Source organism: Frigoribacterium sp. Leaf186, assembly GCF_001423905.1.
Classification (GTDB): domain Bacteria; phylum Actinomycetota; class Actinomycetes; order Actinomycetales; family Microbacteriaceae; genus Frigoribacterium.
In genome coordinates, this window is the sequence record NZ_LMPQ01000001.1 from 1,080,324 (window position 1) to 1,096,342 (window position 16,019).

The 16,019-nt window shown below is 74.0% G+C and carries 16 protein-coding genes, 1 pseudogene and 1 riboswitch; of the genes and pseudogenes, 7 read left to right on the forward strand and 10 right to left on the reverse strand.

Annotated elements, in window-relative coordinates:
- The first annotated feature begins 235 nt into the window (after positions 1–235).
- Together ASG05_RS04925 and ASG05_RS04930 are read left to right on the forward strand one after the other, a co-directional pair.
- A complete protein-coding gene (locus tag ASG05_RS04925) occupies positions 236–1,021 on the forward strand; it encodes an NAD(P)-dependent oxidoreductase (RefSeq protein WP_056257905.1) in 786 nt (261 codons plus the stop codon).
- Between the two features lie 67 nt (positions 1,022–1,088).
- Positions 1,089–1,532, forward strand: coding sequence for a GNAT family N-acetyltransferase (locus ASG05_RS04930; RefSeq protein ID WP_235491388.1), 444 nt, complete (start codon positions 1,089–1,091; stop codon positions 1,530–1,532).
- A gap of 54 nt (positions 1,533–1,586) precedes the next feature.
- Here ASG05_RS04930 and ASG05_RS04935 read toward each other — a convergent pair whose 3' ends face one another.
- A complete protein-coding gene (locus ASG05_RS04935) occupies positions 1,587–2,057 on the reverse strand; it encodes an Lrp/AsnC family transcriptional regulator (protein ID WP_056257909.1) in 471 nt (156 codons plus the stop codon).
- A gap of 167 nt (positions 2,058–2,224) precedes the next feature.
- On the opposite strand from ASG05_RS04935, the gene ald reads away from it, so the two are divergent.
- From ald to ASG05_RS04950, 3 genes are all read left to right on the forward strand, one after another.
- Positions 2,225–3,334, forward strand: a complete 1,110-nt coding sequence (gene ald / locus ASG05_RS04940; RefSeq protein ID WP_056257912.1) for an alanine dehydrogenase — start codon at positions 2,225–2,227, stop codon at positions 3,332–3,334.
- 108 nt (positions 3,335–3,442) lie between these two features.
- Positions 3,443–4,006, forward strand: coding sequence for a TetR family transcriptional regulator (locus ASG05_RS04945; protein WP_056257915.1), 564 nt, complete (start codon positions 3,443–3,445; stop codon positions 4,004–4,006).
- Between the two features lie 43 nt (positions 4,007–4,049).
- Positions 4,050–4,847: a dienelactone hydrolase family protein gene (locus tag ASG05_RS04950; RefSeq protein WP_056257917.1), complete on the forward strand. Its 798-nt coding sequence runs from the start codon at positions 4,050–4,052 to the stop codon at positions 4,845–4,847.
- A gap of 114 nt (positions 4,848–4,961) precedes the next feature.
- Here ASG05_RS04950 and ribH read toward each other — a convergent pair whose 3' ends face one another.
- The 6 genes and pseudogenes from ribH to ASG05_RS04980 form a co-directional block, all read right to left on the reverse strand.
- Positions 4,962–5,462 carry a 6,7-dimethyl-8-ribityllumazine synthase gene (ribH, locus tag ASG05_RS04955; protein WP_056257919.1) on the reverse strand — a complete coding sequence of 167 codons (501 nt, stop codon included), beginning with the start codon at positions 5,460–5,462 and terminating at the stop codon, positions 4,962–4,964.
- A gap of 83 nt (positions 5,463–5,545) precedes the next feature.
- Positions 5,546–6,211: pseudogene (ribB, locus tag ASG05_RS04960) on the reverse strand (3,4-dihydroxy-2-butanone-4-phosphate synthase); the annotation flags it as partial.
- A 2-nt stretch (positions 6,212–6,213) separates the two neighbouring features.
- Positions 6,214–6,858 (reverse strand): riboflavin synthase, encoded by a 645-nt coding sequence (locus tag ASG05_RS04965; RefSeq protein WP_056257921.1) that lies wholly within the window; start codon positions 6,856–6,858, stop codon positions 6,214–6,216.
- Positions 6,859–7,040: 182 nt separating this feature from the next.
- A riboswitch (FMN riboswitch) is annotated at positions 7,041–7,177 on the reverse strand.
- Between the two features lie 224 nt (positions 7,178–7,401).
- Positions 7,402–8,094 carry a pentapeptide repeat-containing protein gene (locus tag ASG05_RS04970; RefSeq protein ID WP_056257923.1) on the reverse strand — a complete coding sequence of 231 codons (693 nt, stop codon included), beginning with the start codon at positions 8,092–8,094 and terminating at the stop codon, positions 7,402–7,404.
- A gap of 147 nt (positions 8,095–8,241) precedes the next feature.
- Positions 8,242–9,666 carry an L-serine ammonia-lyase gene (locus ASG05_RS04975; protein WP_056257926.1) on the reverse strand — a complete coding sequence of 475 codons (1,425 nt, stop codon included), beginning with the start codon at positions 9,664–9,666 and terminating at the stop codon, positions 8,242–8,244.
- Positions 9,667–9,754: 88 nt separating this feature from the next.
- Positions 9,755–10,270 carry a MarR family winged helix-turn-helix transcriptional regulator gene (locus ASG05_RS04980; protein WP_056257929.1) on the reverse strand — a complete coding sequence of 172 codons (516 nt, stop codon included), beginning with the start codon at positions 10,268–10,270 and terminating at the stop codon, positions 9,755–9,757.
- Between the two features lie 88 nt (positions 10,271–10,358).
- Here ASG05_RS04980 and ASG05_RS04985 point away from each other — a divergent pair, with 88 nt between their 5' ends.
- Positions 10,359–12,515 carry an MMPL family transporter gene (locus ASG05_RS04985; RefSeq protein ID WP_056257931.1) on the forward strand — a complete coding sequence of 719 codons (2,157 nt, stop codon included), beginning with the start codon at positions 10,359–10,361 and terminating at the stop codon, positions 12,513–12,515.
- Here ASG05_RS04985 and ASG05_RS04990 read toward each other — a convergent pair.
- The 3 genes from ASG05_RS04990 to ASG05_RS05000 are packed head-to-tail and all read right to left on the reverse strand — an operon-like array spanning position 12,440 to position 15,620.
- Entirely contained in the window at positions 12,440–13,054 is a 615-nt protein-coding gene (locus tag ASG05_RS04990; protein WP_082486369.1) for a thermonuclease family protein, read from the reverse strand. The genes ASG05_RS04985 and ASG05_RS04990 overlap by 76 nt on opposite strands.
- Complete coding sequence (locus ASG05_RS04995; RefSeq protein ID WP_056257936.1) at positions 13,051–14,436, reverse strand: MFS transporter; 1,386 nt, start codon at positions 14,434–14,436, stop codon at positions 13,051–13,053. The genes ASG05_RS04990 and ASG05_RS04995 overlap by 4 nt, the downstream gene beginning before the upstream one ends.
- The gene (locus tag ASG05_RS05000; RefSeq protein WP_056257939.1) at positions 14,433–15,620 is read right to left on the reverse strand and encodes a winged helix DNA-binding domain-containing protein; all 1,188 of its coding nucleotides are present in this window, start codon (positions 15,618–15,620) and stop codon (positions 14,433–14,435) included. Before ASG05_RS05000 ends, ASG05_RS04995 begins: the two co-directional genes overlap by 4 nt.
- A 108-nt stretch (positions 15,621–15,728) precedes the next feature.
- Here ASG05_RS05000 and ASG05_RS16680 point away from each other — a divergent pair, with 108 nt between their 5' ends.
- Positions 15,729–15,866, forward strand: coding sequence for a hypothetical protein (locus tag ASG05_RS16680; RefSeq protein ID WP_199738651.1), 138 nt, complete (start codon positions 15,729–15,731; stop codon positions 15,864–15,866).
- Positions 15,867–16,019: the final 153 nt, after the last annotated feature.

Here is a 16,019-nt window from a genome sequence, read left to right on the forward strand (position 1 = left end):
GGCCTCGGGTCACGGTACGAGGTGACGCGTCACCGACCCCGGCCGTGGAGTGCCCTGCCAGGGCATCGCCAGAGCCCTGCCAGGCTCGGGTGGGGCATCCGGGGGACGCGGGGACGAGTCACGAGGGCCCTTCGGCGGACGCGGGACGTGCCCCCGGTCGCCCGTGTCGGTGGCCACCGGCAGGATGGGGGCACGAGGTGCCCGGCGGACGGGCCGACGACGAGAGGCGGCACACATGGCGACCATCGCGATCACGGGGGGCTCGGGGCGCATCGCGACCTGGGTGCGCCCCCTGCTGCTCGAGGCCGGCCACCACCTGAGGCTGCTCGACGTGGTGGCACCCGGCGACGACCTCCGCGAGCACGAGACCTTCGAGCACGTCGGCGTGACCGACCTCGAGTCGCTGACGGTGGCGTTCGACGGGGCCGACCTCGTCGTCCACCTCGCCTCCCACGCCAGCGAGCGCACCTGGCACGAGATCCGCGACCTCAACGTCGAGAGCGCCTACGTCGTGCACGAGGCCGCCCGCCGTGCCGGCGTGACCCGCGTCTTCGCGGCCAGCTCGGTGCACGCCGTCGGGTTCGAACCCGGCTCGAGTGCCGCCGACCACGACGTGCCGGCTCCCCGCCCGGACTCGTTCTACGGCGTCAGCAAGGTGCTGCTCGAGGCCGTCGGCAGCCTGTACGCCGACCGCTTCGGCTCGACCGTCGTGTCGGCCCGCATCATGACGTGCGAGCTCGAGCCGCACGACGTCCGCAGCCTCGGCACCTGGTTGTCGCCGGCCGACGCGGCCCGCCTCATGCTGGCGACCCTGACGAGCGCCCCGGCCGGGCACCACGTCGTCTGGGGCGTCAGCCGCAACACCCGCCGCGTCGTCTCGCTCGCCGCGGGTGAGGCTGTCGGGTACCACCCCGAAGACGACGCCGAGGCGTTCGCCGAGCGGTTCGCCGGCCAGGTGCAGCCCCCCGACGCTCCCGTGGGCGGCGTGTTCACGACCCTGCCGCTCGGTGAGGCCTCGTGACGGCCTCGAGGCCGAGCGGGCGCCACGCCGACAGGGGCCGCGCCGGCCGGGCCGGTACCGTGGCTCCGTGATCACCGCCCTGCACTCGTCCTCCGTCGCCGCCCTCGATCCCGTCGTCCTGTACGAGATCCTGCGCCTCCGGGTCGACGTCTTCGTGGTCGAGCAGGACTGCCCATACCCCGAGCTCGACGGGCGCGACCTCGAACCGACCACGCGCCTCCTCTGGTCCTCGGACGACGACGGCCGGGTCACGGCGACGCTGCGCGTGCTGCACGACGGCGACGACCGCCGCATCGGCCGGGTGGCGACCGCCGCGGCGGCGAGGGGACGCGGCCTGGCCGCCGACCTGATGCGCGCGGCAGTCGCCTCGTGCGAGGGCCGGCTCGTGCGCCTCGACGCACAGGCCCACCTGTCGGGCTGGTACGCCCGCTTCGGCTTCGTGGTCGACGGCGACGAGTTCGTCGAGGACGGCATCCCGCACCTGCCGATGACGCTCGCGGCCACGCGCTGACGCCGAGCCCGGCCGACCGGCGGACCGGCCCCGAGCGGCCCGGTCGGCGACCGGTCAGACCGTCGGGCCGGGGTGGTGATGCTCGAAGACGAGACTGGTGCGCGTCGAGGCGACCGCGGGGTGCGCCGACAGGTGGTCGAGCACGAACTCCCGGACGTCGTTCGTATCGCGCACGGCCAGGTGGATGATGAAGTCCTCCGACCCCCCGAGGAAGAACAGCTGCACCACCTGGGGCAGGGCCCGGATCTCGGCCGAGAAGGCGGCGATCCGCTGACGGGCCGACGCCAGGATGGTCACGCTGATCAGGGCCTGCAGGTCGAGGCCGAGCGCCGACAGGTCGATCTCGGCACCGAAACCGGTGATGACGCCGCGCTCGACGAGGGACCGGAGGCGCGCGAGACAGGTCGACGGAGCGATGCCCACCCGGGCCGCCAGCGTGGCGTTCGGGGTGCGGCTGTCGGCGACCAGCAGGCGCACCAGCTGTCGGTCGACCTCGTCGAGCCGAACGTCGTTCGTCGCAGCCATCTCTTCTCCTGCCGTCACCGTCGATCATGCGGCGCGATGCCGCCTGCACAGAATATCGTGCGGAATGCTTGGCAGGCATCGATGAGAAACAGCACACTGACCTCAGTTCGGCGAACAGAGGCGTGCACCGGCCGCCGTCGTCGAGACCACCGTCGAGAGGACGAACCATGCGCGTCGGCATCCCCACCGAGATCAAGAACAACGAGAACCGCGTCGCGGCGACGCCCGCCGGGGTCCACGAGTTCTCGCGCCGGGGGCACGTCGTGCTCGTGCAGTCGGGGGCGGGCCTCGGCTCGGGCTTCTCGGACGAGGCATTCACCGCCGCGGGCGCGACCGTGGTCGACGACGCCGCCACGGTCTGGGGCGAGGCCGACCTGCTGATGAAGGTCAAAGAGCCCATCGCAGCCGAGTACCCGCTGATGCGGGCCGATCAGACCCTCTTCACCTACCTGCATCTCGCCGCCTCGCCCGAGTGCACCGACGCGGTGCTCGCCTCGGGCACCACGGCGATCGCCTACGAGACGGTGCAACGGGACGACCGCAGCCTGCCGCTCCTCTCGCCGATGAGCGAGGTCGCCGGCCGCCTGTCGACCATGGTCGGCGCCTACCACCTCATGAAGCCCGTCGGCGGCACGGGAGTGCTGCTCGGCGGTGTGCCCGGCACGCCCAAGGCGAAGGTCGTCGTGATCGGCGGCGGGGTCGCCGGTGAGCACGCGGCCGCGAACGCCCTGGGCCTCGGCGCCGACGTGACGGTCGTCGACGTGTCGCTGCCGCGCCTCCGTGCCCTCGAGGTCCAGTTCGGCGGACGCGTCCAGACCAGGTCTTCGACGGCGTACGAGATCGGTGCCCAGGTCGCGGCCGCCGACCTCGTCGTCGGGTCGGTGCTGATCCCCGGTGCCCAGGCCCCCAAGCTCGTCACCGACGAGATGGTCGCGTCGATGCGCCCCGGGTCGGTGCTCGTCGACATCGCCATCGACCAGGGCGGTTGCTTCGAGGGCTCGCACGCGACCACGCACGACGACCCGACCTTCGCCGTGCACGACAGCGTCTACTACTGCGTCGCGAACATGCCCGGCGCGGTGCCGCAGACGTCGACCAGGGCCCTGACGAACGCGACCATGCCGTACGCCCTCGCCCTGGCCGATCGCGGGTGGCGCGACGCGATCGCCGCGGACGCGTCGCTCGAGCGGGGCGTCAACGCCGTCGCGGGTCGCATCACGAACGCCGGCGTCGCCGCCGCGGCGGGTGCCGAGGTCGCCGACGCGCGGGCTCTCTGAGCAGGCCGGGCCCGCCGACCGGACGACGAGCGAACCGGACCGTCCGGTAAGCGAAGTCCACGCCCCGAACCGGGTGGTCCGGTGACCACCTGCCCCTATGCTCTGGGCATGGCACGACGACCCACCCCACCGCGGGAACGACTGCTCGAAGCGGCACGGGCGGAGTTCGCGGCCCGCGGCCTCGCCGGCGCCCGGGTCGACACCATCGCCCGCGACGCCGAGGCGAGCAAAGAGCGCCTCTACGCCCACTTCTCGACCAAGCGCGACCTCTTCGACGCGGCCCTCGGCGAGAGCATCGGTCGCTGGGTCGCCGTCGTGCCGTTCGACGCCCACGACCTGCCGGGGTGGGCCAGCGCCCTCTACGACCACCTGGCTTCGAACCCCGACGACGCCCGGTTGCTGCTCTGGGGTCAGATCGAGGGCGTAGCGCTGCCGAGCCCGGGCGTGCTCGACCACGGCCAGCTCGAGGCGCGCCGCGACTCGGTGAAGGCCGCCCAGGACGCGGGCGAGATCTCGTCGGGCTGGGACGCGGACGAGCTGCTGACGATGGTCTTCGGCGTGGTCCTGGCCTGGTTCGTCACCCCCGAGGCGACGAACCTGCACACCGGACCGCAGCAGCGTCGGTGCGACGTCGTGCGGCAGGCCGTCGCCCGCATCGTCGACCCCGGCTGAGGGCGGCAGGCGTCGTCCGTCCCGCCGGGAGTAGCGTCCCGGTGTGACCACGACCGAACCCAGCCCCCCGCTCTCCCCCGACCTGCAGCGCGTCCTCGACAGCGTGCCCGACCCGGGCGGCGTCACGACGTCGGACGAGGTCTACGCGGCGACCGACGTCGATCTCGAGGGGTTCCTGGCCAAGCCGGCCCGCGCCTCCTCGTCCGAGCTCGTGCCCGGCGTGCTCGTGCTGCACGACTGGATGGGCGTCATCGACCACGTCGAGGTGCGCGCGCAGATGCTCGCACGGCTCGGCTACGTCGCCCTCGCCGGCGACGTCTACGGCCAGGGCGTCCGCCCCTCGCCGGAGGAGGCCGCGGGTGAGGCCGGCAAGTACTACGGCGACGTGCCCCTGTTCCGTTCACGGCTGCTCGCGAACCTCGAGCGACTGCGCGCCGAACCCGGCGTCGACCCGTCGCGGATCGCCGTGATGGGCTACTGCTTCGGCGGCTCAGGGGCGCTCGAGCTGGCTCGCGCGGGTGCCGACGTCGCCGGCGTCGTGTCGTTCCACGGCGGACTGGGCACCGGGATGCCCGCCGAGAAGGGTGCCGTCACGGCCCCGCTGCTCGTCATGACGGGCGCGGCCGACCCGGTCGTCCCCGACGAGGCGGTCGTCGCCTTCGAGGACGAGATGCGGGCTGCCGAGGCACCCGACTGGCAGGTGCTCAGCTACAGCGGCGTCATGCACGCCTTCGCGGTGCCCGGCACCGACGCACCCGACCACGGCGCGCAGTACGACGCCCGGGCGGACCGCCGCTCGTGGCAGCAGCTCGAGGCGTTCCTCGACGAGGTCTTCGCTTAGCCGCAGGCACCGGCCCCGGTGTGCCCCTTGGGAGGCGCGGGTCGACGGACCGAGGAGGCGCGGTGCCGAGGAGGCGCGGTGCCAGGACGATCGTCGCCCCGGCACCGCGGGCGGTCAGAAGCCGGCGATGCGGGCGGCGCCCGCCCGGGCGAGGTCGCGCAGCCGGACGGCCGTGGCGATCGCCGCGTGGGCGGCCTCGGCCCCCTTGTCCTCCTTCGAGCCGGGCAGCCCGGCCCGGTCGAGACCCTGCTGTTCGTCGTCGAGGGTGAGCACGCCGAAGCCGACCGGCTTGCCGGTGTCGAGGGTGACCCGGAGCAGGCCCGAGGTGGCGGCGTCGGACACGTACTCGAAGTGCGGCGTGCCGCCGCGGATGATCACGCCGAGCGCCACCACGGCGTCGGCGCCGGCCTCGAGGGCGGCCTTGGCGACGACGGGCAATTCGAAGCTGCCGGGAACCCGGACCACGGTGGCCGTGGCCCCGAGGCGCTCGACGGTCGACAGCGCACCGGCCAGCAGGCCGTCGCTGATGGTCTCGTGCCAGGTGCCGGCGACGATCGTCACGCGGACTCCCGTGCCGTCGACGTCGAGTTCGGTGGGGGCGCCTGCTCCGCTCATGCGGGGTCTCCTTCGGGGGTGCTGGGGGTTGTGCTGAGGGTGGTGTCGTCGTGGGTCGCGTCGCCGCGGGTCGTGTCGTGGTGGGGTTCCGTCGCCGGTGCGTCGAGGTCGCGATCGCCCAGCCACGTGACGAGGTCGGCGATGGTGACGACGGGCACACCCTCGCGGGCGCCGAAGTCGAGCAGGGCCGGCAGTCGCATCATCTCGCCGTCGTCGCCCACGATCTCGCTGATGACCGCGACGGGTCGGAGGCCCGCGGCCTTCATCAGGTCGACGGACGCCTCGGTGTGCCCGTTGCGCTCGCGCACGCCGCCGGCTCGGGCCCGCAGCGGCAGGATGTGCCCGGGGCGGTGCAGGTCGTCGCGGACGCTGGTCGCCGACGCGAGGGTCCGAAGGGTCGTCGCCCGGTCGGACGCGCTGATGCCCGTCGTCACGCCGGCCGCCGCGTCGACGCTGACCGTGTAGGCCGTGCCGCGGGCGTCCTCGTTGTGGGCGACCATGGGCGGCAGGTCGAGCCGGTCGGCGATCTCGTCGGTCATCGGCGCGCAGACGAAGCCCGACGACACCCGCACCGTCCAGGCGAGCCACTCGGGTGAGGCGAGCTCGGCCGAGAGCACGACGTCGCCCTCGTTCTCGCGGGACTCGTCGTCGACCACCACGACCGGGCGGCCCCGACGCAGGTGCTCGAGGGCGAGCTCGATCGGCGCGGGGCGCGAGTCGACCCGCGCCTCCTCGGCCGGCGCCGACACGGTCACGAGCGCCCCGTCGCGACGGCGTCCGCCGCGCCCAGGGCGTCGAGCCGCAGCATGCGTCGCACGTGCCGGGCGAGCACGTCGGTCTCGACGTTGACGCGGTCGCCGACGGCCTTGCCGCCGAGGGTGGTCACGGCGAGCGTCTCGGGGATCAGGCTGACCTCGAACCAGCCCGGCACGGCGCCGGGTTCGCTGATCGCGCTGACCGTCAGGCTCACTCCGTCGAGGGTGACCGACCCCTTGTCGACCAACAGGGGCGCGAGGTCGTCCGCGAGGTCGAAGCGCACGCGTCGCCAGGCGTCGCCCTGTTCGATCTCGACGACCGTGGCCGTGCCGTCGACGTGGCCCTGGACGATGTGGCCGCCGAGGCGGTCGCCGACCCGCGCGGCGCGCTCGAGGTTGACGGCGGTGCCCGTCCCGAACGAGCCCACGGTGCTCATGGCGAGGGTCTGGCGCATCACGTCGGCCGTGAAGGTGTCGCCCTGCTGCGCGACGACGGTCAGGCAGACGCCGCTGACCGAGATCGAGTCGCCGTGCGCGGCGTCGGCCAGGACGGCCGGGCCCCGGACGGTCAGGCGGACGCTGTCGCCCTGGTCGTCGACGCGCTCGACGCGTCCGAGTTCTTCGACGAGTCCGGTGAACATCAGCGCACCGCCGTGGCCGTCGTGCCGTGCGGGCGTCGCGCCCCCACGGCTCGTGTGCGGCGCGTGCTCGCTGCCTGCGTGGTCATGTCGTCCTCCGGTCTGCCTGGCTCTGCCGAGGGCTCTCCGGGGGTGCGCGACGCGAGGGTCGGCATCGGCCCGGGGTCCGCGGACGGAGGACCGGGCCCGCGCACCTCTCATCCGGACTATGACCGTCGGTACCGGAGTTCCACCGGTTCAACCGGGCCCCCACCTCTCGGTGACGACACGGGTCGCGGACTGTGACCGCCGGCTCAGATTTTCACTGACCCCGGAGCGCGTTGCTCTGTCGGCGACGATAGCACCGCCGCCCGGGCCGCCGCCGTCGTGTTCGGCGACGGCGTAGCGCGGCCCGACGCGGACGACGCCACGAGATGGGCACGCCGCCACGAGATGACGTGGCGCTGTGCCCACATCGTGGCGCCGTGCCCACATCGTGGCGCCGTGCCCACAGCGTGTCGCCGTGCCCACCCGTGCTGCCGTTCCCACCCGCCGGCACGGCACGGCTCAGCCGACGACGAGCCCCAGGTGGGCCGCCATCGTCGGGGCGAAGGTCGCGAGCTGCAGCTCGTCGATGGTCGCGCCCCGCAGGCCCTCGAAGCCGTCGATGCGCGAGAAGTCGCTCGTGCGCAGGTCGGTGTGCGACAAGGAGGCGCGGGTCACGTCGAGCGTGCCGATCCGGCAGTCGACGAGCGCGACCCGCAGGGCCTGCACCCCGCCGAGGTCGAGCTCGCCGATGGTGCACCCCTCGATCACGACGTCGGTCAGGCGGGCTCCGCGCAGGTTGAGGAAGTCGATCTTGCCGCCGACCAGGTGCACCGACCGCAGCTCGGCGTCGAACAGCTCGGCCGACCCCCACCGCGGCCGCTCGACCCGTACGTCGCGCCAGGTGCTGCGCGACGCGGCGAGCTCGGGCGCGAACGAGTCGGTCAGCACCGACTCGACCAACCGGGCGCCGCGCAGGCGGGCCGACCCGAGCCGGGGCGACTCGAAGACGCACTCGGTGAACTCGGCCCCCTCGAGGTCGCGGTCGGTGAGGTCGGCGTCGACGTACCGCTCGAGCTCTCGACTGCCGCGCGGCCCGAGCAGGTCGGTGCCGAGGTCGACGAGGCCCTGCGGGTCGACCGGATCGAGCCGCGGGGCGTCGGTGCCACCCGGGGTCGCGGGTCGGGACGACGAGGGGCGGCGCGGCGGGGTCATGCGTCGAGGCTAGCGGTGGGGTGCGACACGACCCGCGCCTCCTCGGCCGACCGCGGGCAGCCGCCTGCCGTCAGCCACCTGCCGCCAGCCACCCGCCGCCCGCAGCCTGCCGTCAGCCGTCGACCGCCAGCCGTCAGCCGCCTGCCGTCAGCACTCGATGACGTTGACCGCGAGGCCGGCGCGGCTGGTCTCTTTGTAGCTGTCCTTCATGTCGCGTCCGGTCTGGCGCATCGTCTCGATGACGGTGTCGAGGCTGACGACGTGGCTGCCGTCGCCGAGCAGGGCCATGCGGGTCGCGGCGACCGCCGTGCCCGCCGCGATGGCGTTGCGCTCGATGCACGGCACCTGCACGAAGCCCCCGACGGGGTCGCAGGTGAGGCCGAGGTGGTGCTCCATGGCGATCTCGGCGGCGTTCTCGACCTGGCGGGGCGTGCCCCCGAGCAGGGCCGTCAGGGCGCCCGCGGCCATCGACGCGGCCGACCCGACCTCGCCCTGGCAGCCGGCCTCGGCGCCCGAGATCGAGGCGTTGCGCTTGTAGAGCGACCCGATCGCCGAGGCGGTCAGCAGGTAGGTGCGGGCGAGCTCGTCGTCGGTCGCCCCGTGGAACCTCATCGCGTAGTAGGCCACGGCCGGGATGATGCCCGCTGCGCCGTTGGTCGGCGCCGTGACGACGCGTCCGCCGCCGGCGTTCTCTTCGTTCACGGCCATGGCGTAGGCCTGCAGCCACTGAGCGGGCAGGTCGGAGGCCAGCAGCGAGGAGGCGCGGCCCCGGTCGATCGCGGAGCCACCGAGCGCGAAGGCGGTCGCCCGCTCGTCTTGCTGACGCAGCATGGTGGCGAACTGCCGGGCGCGACGGGGCACCTTCATCCAGCCCGGCAGGACGCCGGTGGCCTCGAGCCCGGCGTCGACGCAGGCGCGCATCGCGGACCAGCGGTCGTCGAGGCCCGCCGCGGCGGCGGCCTCGCCGTGCAGCGCGACCTCGTTGCGCCAGGCGAGCTCGGCGATCGAGACGCCCTCGGCGTCGCAGAGGCGCAGCAGGTCGTCGGCGTCGGTGAAGGCGAAGGGCGCCTCGGCGGTGGGCACGGCCTGCTCGTCGTCGCCGTCGCGCACGACGAAGCCGCCGCCGACCGAGAAGTAGACCTCGCGGGCCAGGCTCTCGCCCGAGGCGTCGTAGGCCTCGACGCTCAGGGCGTTGGGGTGGCGTGGCATGCGGGTCAGCGGCGCCATGCGCAGGTCGTTCGGCGCGAAGGCGATCTGGTGACGACCGAGCAGCCGCAGGCCACCCCCCGACTCGACCGCCTGCTGCATGCCCGAGACGACCTGCGGGTCGCACGTCTCAGGCTGCATGCCCGCGAGCCCGGCGAGCACGGCCGAGGGGGTGCCGTGGCCGAGGCCCGTGGCGGCGAGCGAGCCGTAGAGCACGGCCTCGACGCGGGCGACGTCGCCCAGGCGACCCCCGGCCTCGACGCCGAGCAGGAACTCGCGGGCGGCCCGCATGGGGCCGACCGTGTGCGAGCTCGACGGGCCGATGCCGATCGAGAAGAGATCGAGAGCCGAGACGTGGTCGGTCACGTGCCACCTGCCTTCCGGGGTCCGCGACCACGGTACCCGCTGCCGCCGACGGTCAAGGGCCGGGGCCGCCGAGGAGGCGCGGGTCGCCTCAGTCGGGACGCCCCACCTCGCGTGCCCGCTCGGCCATCGCGCCCGACATGCCCTCGAGGAACCGCCGGACGGTCTCGAGCTCGCCCTCGTCGAACTCGGACATGACGCGGTCGCTCATCACCCCGAGCGGTCCGAAGAAGGCCCCGGCGACCTCGCGGGCACGGTCCGAGTACCGCACGAGCACCCGGCGCCGGTCGGCGTCGTCACGGCCGCGCTGCACGTGGCCGACCTTCTCGAGCCGGTCGATCACGCCGGTGGCCGCGCCCGAGGTGACGCCGAGCAGTTCGCCGAGCCCCCCGGCCGTCACGGGGTCGCCGTCGCGTTCGGCCTGCATCACGTGCAGCAAGGCCTCGAGGTCGATGTGGCCGAGGCCGTGCTGCGCGGCGAAGGCCTGGGCGACCTTCTGCGACTCGGTGGTCAGGCGCTGCATGTGGGTGACGATCTCGTCGGCCCGCGGCGAGCGCGTCGGACGAGCGGTCGCGGCCGTGGGAGCCGGGTCTGTCGGGGTGGGCATGGGACCTCCTGCCCCACGATTCTGGTGGATGCTCCTGTGATCTGCAATACTCTTAGCTCCTAAGACATTCAGCTACTGAAGGATCACCATGCGCACCCTCGCCCGCATCGTCAGCGGCCATCGCACCGCCTGGGTCGTGCTCGCGGCCACGGCCGTGGCCGTCGCCCTGCTCTTCGCCGTCCTGCCGGCGAGCGAGGGCGACGCCGCACCGCCGTCGGGCGTCCCCGAGACGAGCCAGTCGGCCGAGGTGACCGAGTTGCTCAGGCAGTTCCCGAGTGCCGACACGACCGTCGGCATCGTCGTCTTCACCCACGGCGGCGAGCGCCTCGACGCCACCGACCTCGCCACCGTCGACGCGCGGGCCGCCGCCCTCGCCGAGCTGTCCACCACGCCCCGGGCCGTCACGCCGCAGGTCAGCGCCGACGGCACGGCGGCGCTCGTCGCCGTCCCGCTCGACGCCGCGACGACCGACGACGACGTCGCGGGCACCGCCACGGCCCTCCGCGACGCCGCCTCGGCCGACCTGCCCTCGGGGCTCGACGCCCTGCTCACCGGCCCGGTCGGGTTCCAGGACGACGTCGCGAACTCGTTCGCCGGGGCGGACGTCCGACTGTTGCTCGTGACCGTCGTCGTCGTGGCCGTGCTGTTGATCGTCACCTACCGCAGCCCGGTGCTCTGGATCGTGCCGCTCGCCGTGGTCGGCGCGGCCGACGCCCTGGCCGGTCGCGTCGCCGCCGCCGTGGCGGAGCCCCTCGGCATCTCGCTCGACGCCTCGATCTCGGGCATCCTCTCGGTGCTCGTGTTCGGCGCCGGCACCAACTACGCCCTGCTGCTCGTGGCCCGGTACCGCGAAGAACTCTTGAGTCAGCCCGACCGTCACCGCGCCATGCGCACGGCCGTGACGAGCGCCGGGCCGGCCATCGCGGCCAGCGGGGGCACGGTCGCGCTCAGCCTCCTGACCCTGCTGCTGGCCTCTCTCTCGGGCAACCGCGCCCTCGGGCTGGCCTGCGCCGTGGGCGTCGTCGTCGCGATCGTCTTCGCCCTGGTCGCGCTGCCGGCGGCACTCGTGGTCTGCGGTCGCGGGCTCTTCTGGCCCTTCGTCCCCCGCGCCTCCTCGTCCGAGGCGGCCGACACCGCGGGAGGCGCGCCCCACCACGCGGCACCGCGGCGTGGGTTCTGGGACCGCCTCGGGCGCGGCGTCCGACGTCGTCCGGCGATCGTGGCCGTGTCGGCCGTCGCGGGCGTCGCTGTGCTGTGCCTCGGCCTGAGCGGTTACGCCGTCGGCCTCTCGCAGACCGACCAGCTGCTCGGCGACCCCGACTCGGTCGTCGCGCAGCGGGTGATCGACGAGTCGTTCTCGGCCGGCCTGACGAGCAGGACGACCGTGCTGGCCCCCTCGGCCGTCGCCGACGAGGCGACCGCCCTGGCGTCCGGCACCCAGGGCGTCGACACGGCGACGGCCGGTGAGACCGCCGGCGGGCTGACCCGCGTCGACCTGCAGCTGTCGGCCGAGCCCGAGAGCGACGCCGCGTTCGCGACGATCGAGCGCCTGCGCACCGGGTACGCCGACGCCGGCGGTCGACTCGCCGACGCGCTCGTCGGCGGCAGCGACGCCACGGCCTTCGACACGAAGGTCGCGGCGCAGGCCGACGTCGACCTGATCGCGCCGATCATCCTCGCGATCGTCTTCGTGATCCTGGCCCTGCTGCTGCGGTCGCTGGTGGCCCCCGTGCTGCTGATCGCCTCGGTGCTCGCGACGTTCTTCGCGAGCCTCGGCGCGTCGACCTGGCTGTTCCAGAACGTGCTGGGGTTCCCGGCGCTCGACACGGCGGTGACGCTGTACGCCTTCTTGTTCCTGGTCGCGCTCGGGGTGGACTACAACATCTTCCTCACCACGCGCGCCCGCGAGGAGGGCCTCGTGCACGGCACCCACGAGGGCATGGTGCGGGCCCTCGCGTCGACGGGCGCCGTCATCACGAGCGCGGGGGTGCTGCTCGCGGCCGTCTTCGCCGTGCTCGGCGTGCTGCCGGTCGTGGCGCTGACGCAGGTCGGCGTGATCGTCTGCATCGGCGTGCTGCTCGACACCCTCGTGGTCAGGACCGTGCTCGTGCCCGCTCTGGTGTTCCTCACCGGGGACGCGTTCTGGTGGCCGGGTCGCCGGCCGTCGCGTCAGCTGCAGGCGCCCCAGAGCCCGGTGCGCGAGGCCTCGGCCGACGCCTCGGCCGCGACGAACCGGTCGCGGTAGCGGTAGGCGTCGTCGTAGGTGTCCTCGCGCCCGTACCCACCGGCGACGAGCCGCTCGTTCAGCATCGTGCCGTCGGGCGACCAGACGTAGCGCAGCAGTCGGTCGTAGCGGTCGGCGTCGCCCTGCGAGGCGTCGGCCTCGAGCCAGACGGTCGCCCCCTCGGGCAGGGCGGAGGTCGTGAACGAACTCGCCTCGGGACCGAAGCAGTCGACCGGGGCGTCGGGCTTCACCGTCTCGGGGGTGTCGACGCCGATCAGGCGGATGCGCTCACGCTCGCCCGCCACCGTGACGACCACGGTGTCGCCGTCGACCACGCGGTCGACGACGGCCTCGACGCTGCCGGCCGGGACGCTCGTGGGCACGGGTGCCGCACCCGCGCCTCCTGCGCCTCCGTCACCGGCGCCGCCGCCCACCTCGCCGCCGAGGAGGCGCGGGAACGCCACGAGGACGGCCCCCGCCACCAGCACCACGACGAGCCAGGCCAGCCGTCGCGGCGTCGTGCGGCGGCTGGCCGGCCGCCCGGGTCGACGCGCGCTCACTCGGCGAGCCGCGTGCCGCGGAGCTCGGGCAGCAGGGTCGCCGCGACGGCCCCCACGACGAAGACCGCGCCGAACACGACGAACAGGGTGGGCGGGCCGCCGAGGGCGATGAGCGGCGGCACCGACAGCGGAGCCGCGATCGAGGCGATGCGACCGACCCCCGCGGCCCAGCCCGCCCCCGTGCCCCGCAACGGCGTCGGGTAGAGCTCGGGCGTCACGGCGTAGAGGGCGCCCCACGCGCCGAGGTTGAAGAACGACAAGGCCATCCCCGCCACGAGGATCTGCGCGACGCTGCCGCTGACGGCCCCGAAGCCGAAGGCCACGGCCGCGACGGCGGACCCGAGCAAGAACGTCGCGAGGGTGCCCCGGCGGCCCCACCGCTCGATCAGCCAGGCCGAGGCGGCGTAGCCCGGCAGCTGCGCCAGCGTGATGATCAGGACGTACTCGAACGACCGCACGAGCGGGAACCCGGCGGCCACGAGCAGCGACGGCAACCAGACGAAGGCGCCGTAGTACGAGAAGTTGGTCATGAACCAGACGACCCAGATCGCGACCGTGCGACGCGTCATGCCGGCACCGAACAACCGACCGACGGAGGCGCGGGCCGGCTTCTCGACGACCCGCGCCTCCTCGGCGGGGGCGGTCGGGGCGGCGGGCGCGGTCGGGGCGGAGGGGGCGGCGACGCCGGCGGCCTCCTCGAAGGCGCGGACGGTTCGCTCGGCCTCGTCGTGGCGCCCCCGGGACTCGAGGAACCGCACGGACTCGGGCATCTTGAGCCGCACGAAGACCGCGTAGAGCGCCGGTGCCGCACCGATCAGCAGGGCCCAGCGCCAGCCGTCGTCGCTCGTCGGGATCACGAGGTAGCCGACGAGTGCCGCCGCGATCGAGCCGACGGCCCAGAACGCCTCGAGCAGCACGACGACCCGCCCGCGGATGCGCCTCGGAGAGAACTCGCTGACTAGGGTCGACGCCACCGGCAGCTCGGACCCGAGCCCGAGGCCGACCACGAACCGCAGCACGAGCAGCACGCCCACCGACCACGACAGGGCCGAGAGCCCGGTGGCGAGGCCGTAGAGCAGCAGGGTCAGGGCGAAGACGGTCTTGCGACCCATCCGGTCGGCCAGCGAACCGCCGAGCGCCGCACCGATCGCCATGCCCGCGAAGCCCGCCGAGGCGACCCAGGCGAGCTGGCCGGCCTGGTCGCTCCACACGGTCGCCAGCTGGGCGATGACGAACGAGAGCAGCCCGACGTCGAGCGCGTCGAGCGCCCAGCCGATGCCCGAGCCGGCGAGCAGACGGCGGTGCTTCGAGGTGAACGGCAGCTCGTCGAGGCGCTCGCTGCGCGTCGGGGCGACCGGGGTCGAGGTGGGCGCGGGGGTCATCGGGGCCTGTCGTCTCGGCGTGTCGTCGGGGTCGGGCGGGTGGTGGGGGCGAGGTCGCGGCCGACGAAGTCGGCGTACTCCGCCACTCGTCGCTCGAGGCGTCGGCGTGTGCGGACGCCCCACGGTACCCAGGCGTCGAGCTCGACCGCGACCGTGTGACGCGTCAGCGTGCGACGCCAGGTGCCGACGACGCGGCCGTCGACGACGACCGCCGGCAGGAAGAGCCCGTTCGACGCGGGCACCAGGCGGGCGACGTCGGCCGCCCGGAGCGACGCGGACCGGTCGCCGTAGCCGAGCAGCAGCTCGTCGAACGGGGGCAGGAGGCGCGGGTCGTCCCGGGCGGGCGGCACCGCCCCCGCGTCGCCCCAGGTCAGCTGCTCGACGTCGCCGACGGTGGTCCGCTCGACGTCGGCCGCGAGGTCGACCGCCCGGCGGGCCTCGGTGAGGGTGAGGCCGCCCCACCAGGCCAGGTCGCGCTCGGTGGCCGGCCCGCGATGCGCGAGGTACCGGTGGGCGTACTCGGCGAGGGCCTCGTCCCTGTCGTCGATGCGACGGGCGTCCGGCACCCACTCGTCGAGCAGGGCGAAGGTCTGCTCGGTGCCGCGGGGGGCGCCGAAGACGATCACGCCCGTCCCCGCGAGCCACCGCAGCAGGTGCGAGCCCCGTTCGCCCGCCGTGCCGACGCCCGCGTCCGAGATCGCGCGGAGCAGGTCGGGTCGCGACGCCGGCGCCCGCCCGGTGAGCGCGGTGAGCACCGCCTCCCGTGCCGCCCCGAAGTCGCGGGGCTCGAGGCCGACGCGTCGCCAGAGCCCCTGCGAGGCCTGCAGCGAGCGGGGCGCGAGCAACGCGGTCAGCCAGCGGACGTCGTCGGCGGCCACGAACATCAGCGTGCCCCGGGCGGGCCAGGTGCGGACCACCTCGCGGCGCTCGAGGGCCGCACGCACGTCGGCTTCACGGGAGCCCGGGGTCCGGAGGCCGAGGGCGAACAGGCCACCGGTGAAGTCCTGCGCCTGCGTCCCCAGCATCGCGGCGGCCGCCTCGGCGACGGTCTCGTGCCCGGGGATGCCGAGGCGTTGCGCCGCAGCCCGGGCCCGCGCGAGGGCGGCCGACGTGGCGCGGTCGTCGGTCGAGGTGTGGGGCACGGCAGGGGGCACGGCGGGGGTGGACGAGCCGTGACCGGACATGCCCGCAGTGTAGGAGCCGTGAAGATCGGTGCCGCTACAGACACCGGGCCCGCCGCCCCGTAGCCTCGGGCGGACCGGATCATCTCGGTCCGCGACGGAGGCACCACCATGGCAGAGAAATCAGCGAAAAAAGGCACCGCGAAGGTGGCCGTGCGCTCCTTGAAGGAGAAGCGCGCCGACAAGAAGGCCAAGGGAGCGACAGGCAGCCACTCGGAAGACATCGTCTCGAACGTCAAGAAGCGCTGACGCACGACGTCCCCGAAGGGGCGCCGCCCTCGACGCCGGTCCGACCGGCCGCGAGGCGGCGCCCCTTCGTCGTGTGACGGATCGGGTGTGACACGAGGCCCACAGCTGACATAACCTCGGAGTCGTGGCCCTCGTCAGGGGTGGGCCCGGAGG

Coding starts and splice junctions, on each gene's coding strand:
- ASG05_RS04925 (WP_056257905.1), top strand. CDS start 236: ATGGCGACCATCGCGATCACGGGGGGCTCGGGGCGCATCGCGACCTGG.
- ASG05_RS04935 (WP_056257909.1), bottom strand. CDS start 2,057: ATGGCTGCGACGAACGACGTTCGGCTCGACGAGGTCGACCGACAGCTG.
- ald (WP_056257912.1), top strand. CDS start 2,225: ATGCGCGTCGGCATCCCCACCGAGATCAAGAACAACGAGAACCGCGTC.
- ASG05_RS04945 (WP_056257915.1), top strand. CDS start 3,443: ATGGCACGACGACCCACCCCACCGCGGGAACGACTGCTCGAAGCGGCA.
- ribH (WP_056257919.1), bottom strand. CDS start 5,462: ATGAGCGGAGCAGGCGCCCCCACCGAACTCGACGTCGACGGCACGGGA.
- ASG05_RS04965 (WP_056257921.1), bottom strand. CDS start 6,858: ATGTTCACCGGACTCGTCGAAGAACTCGGACGCGTCGAGCGCGTCGAC.
- ASG05_RS04970 (WP_056257923.1), bottom strand. CDS start 8,094: ATGACCCCGCCGCGCCGCCCCTCGTCGTCCCGACCCGCGACCCCGGGT.
- ASG05_RS04980 (WP_056257929.1), bottom strand. CDS start 10,270: ATGCCCACCCCGACAGACCCGGCTCCCACGGCCGCGACCGCTCGTCCG.
- ASG05_RS04985 (WP_056257931.1), top strand. CDS start 10,359: ATGCGCACCCTCGCCCGCATCGTCAGCGGCCATCGCACCGCCTGGGTC.
- ASG05_RS04995 (WP_056257936.1), bottom strand. CDS start 14,436: ATGACCCCCGCGCCCACCTCGACCCCGGTCGCCCCGACGCGCAGCGAG.
- ASG05_RS05000 (WP_056257939.1), bottom strand. CDS start 15,620: ATGTCCGGTCACGGCTCGTCCACCCCCGCCGTGCCCCCTGCCGTGCCC.
- ASG05_RS16680 (WP_199738651.1), top strand. CDS start 15,729: ATGGCAGAGAAATCAGCGAAAAAAGGCACCGCGAAGGTGGCCGTGCGC.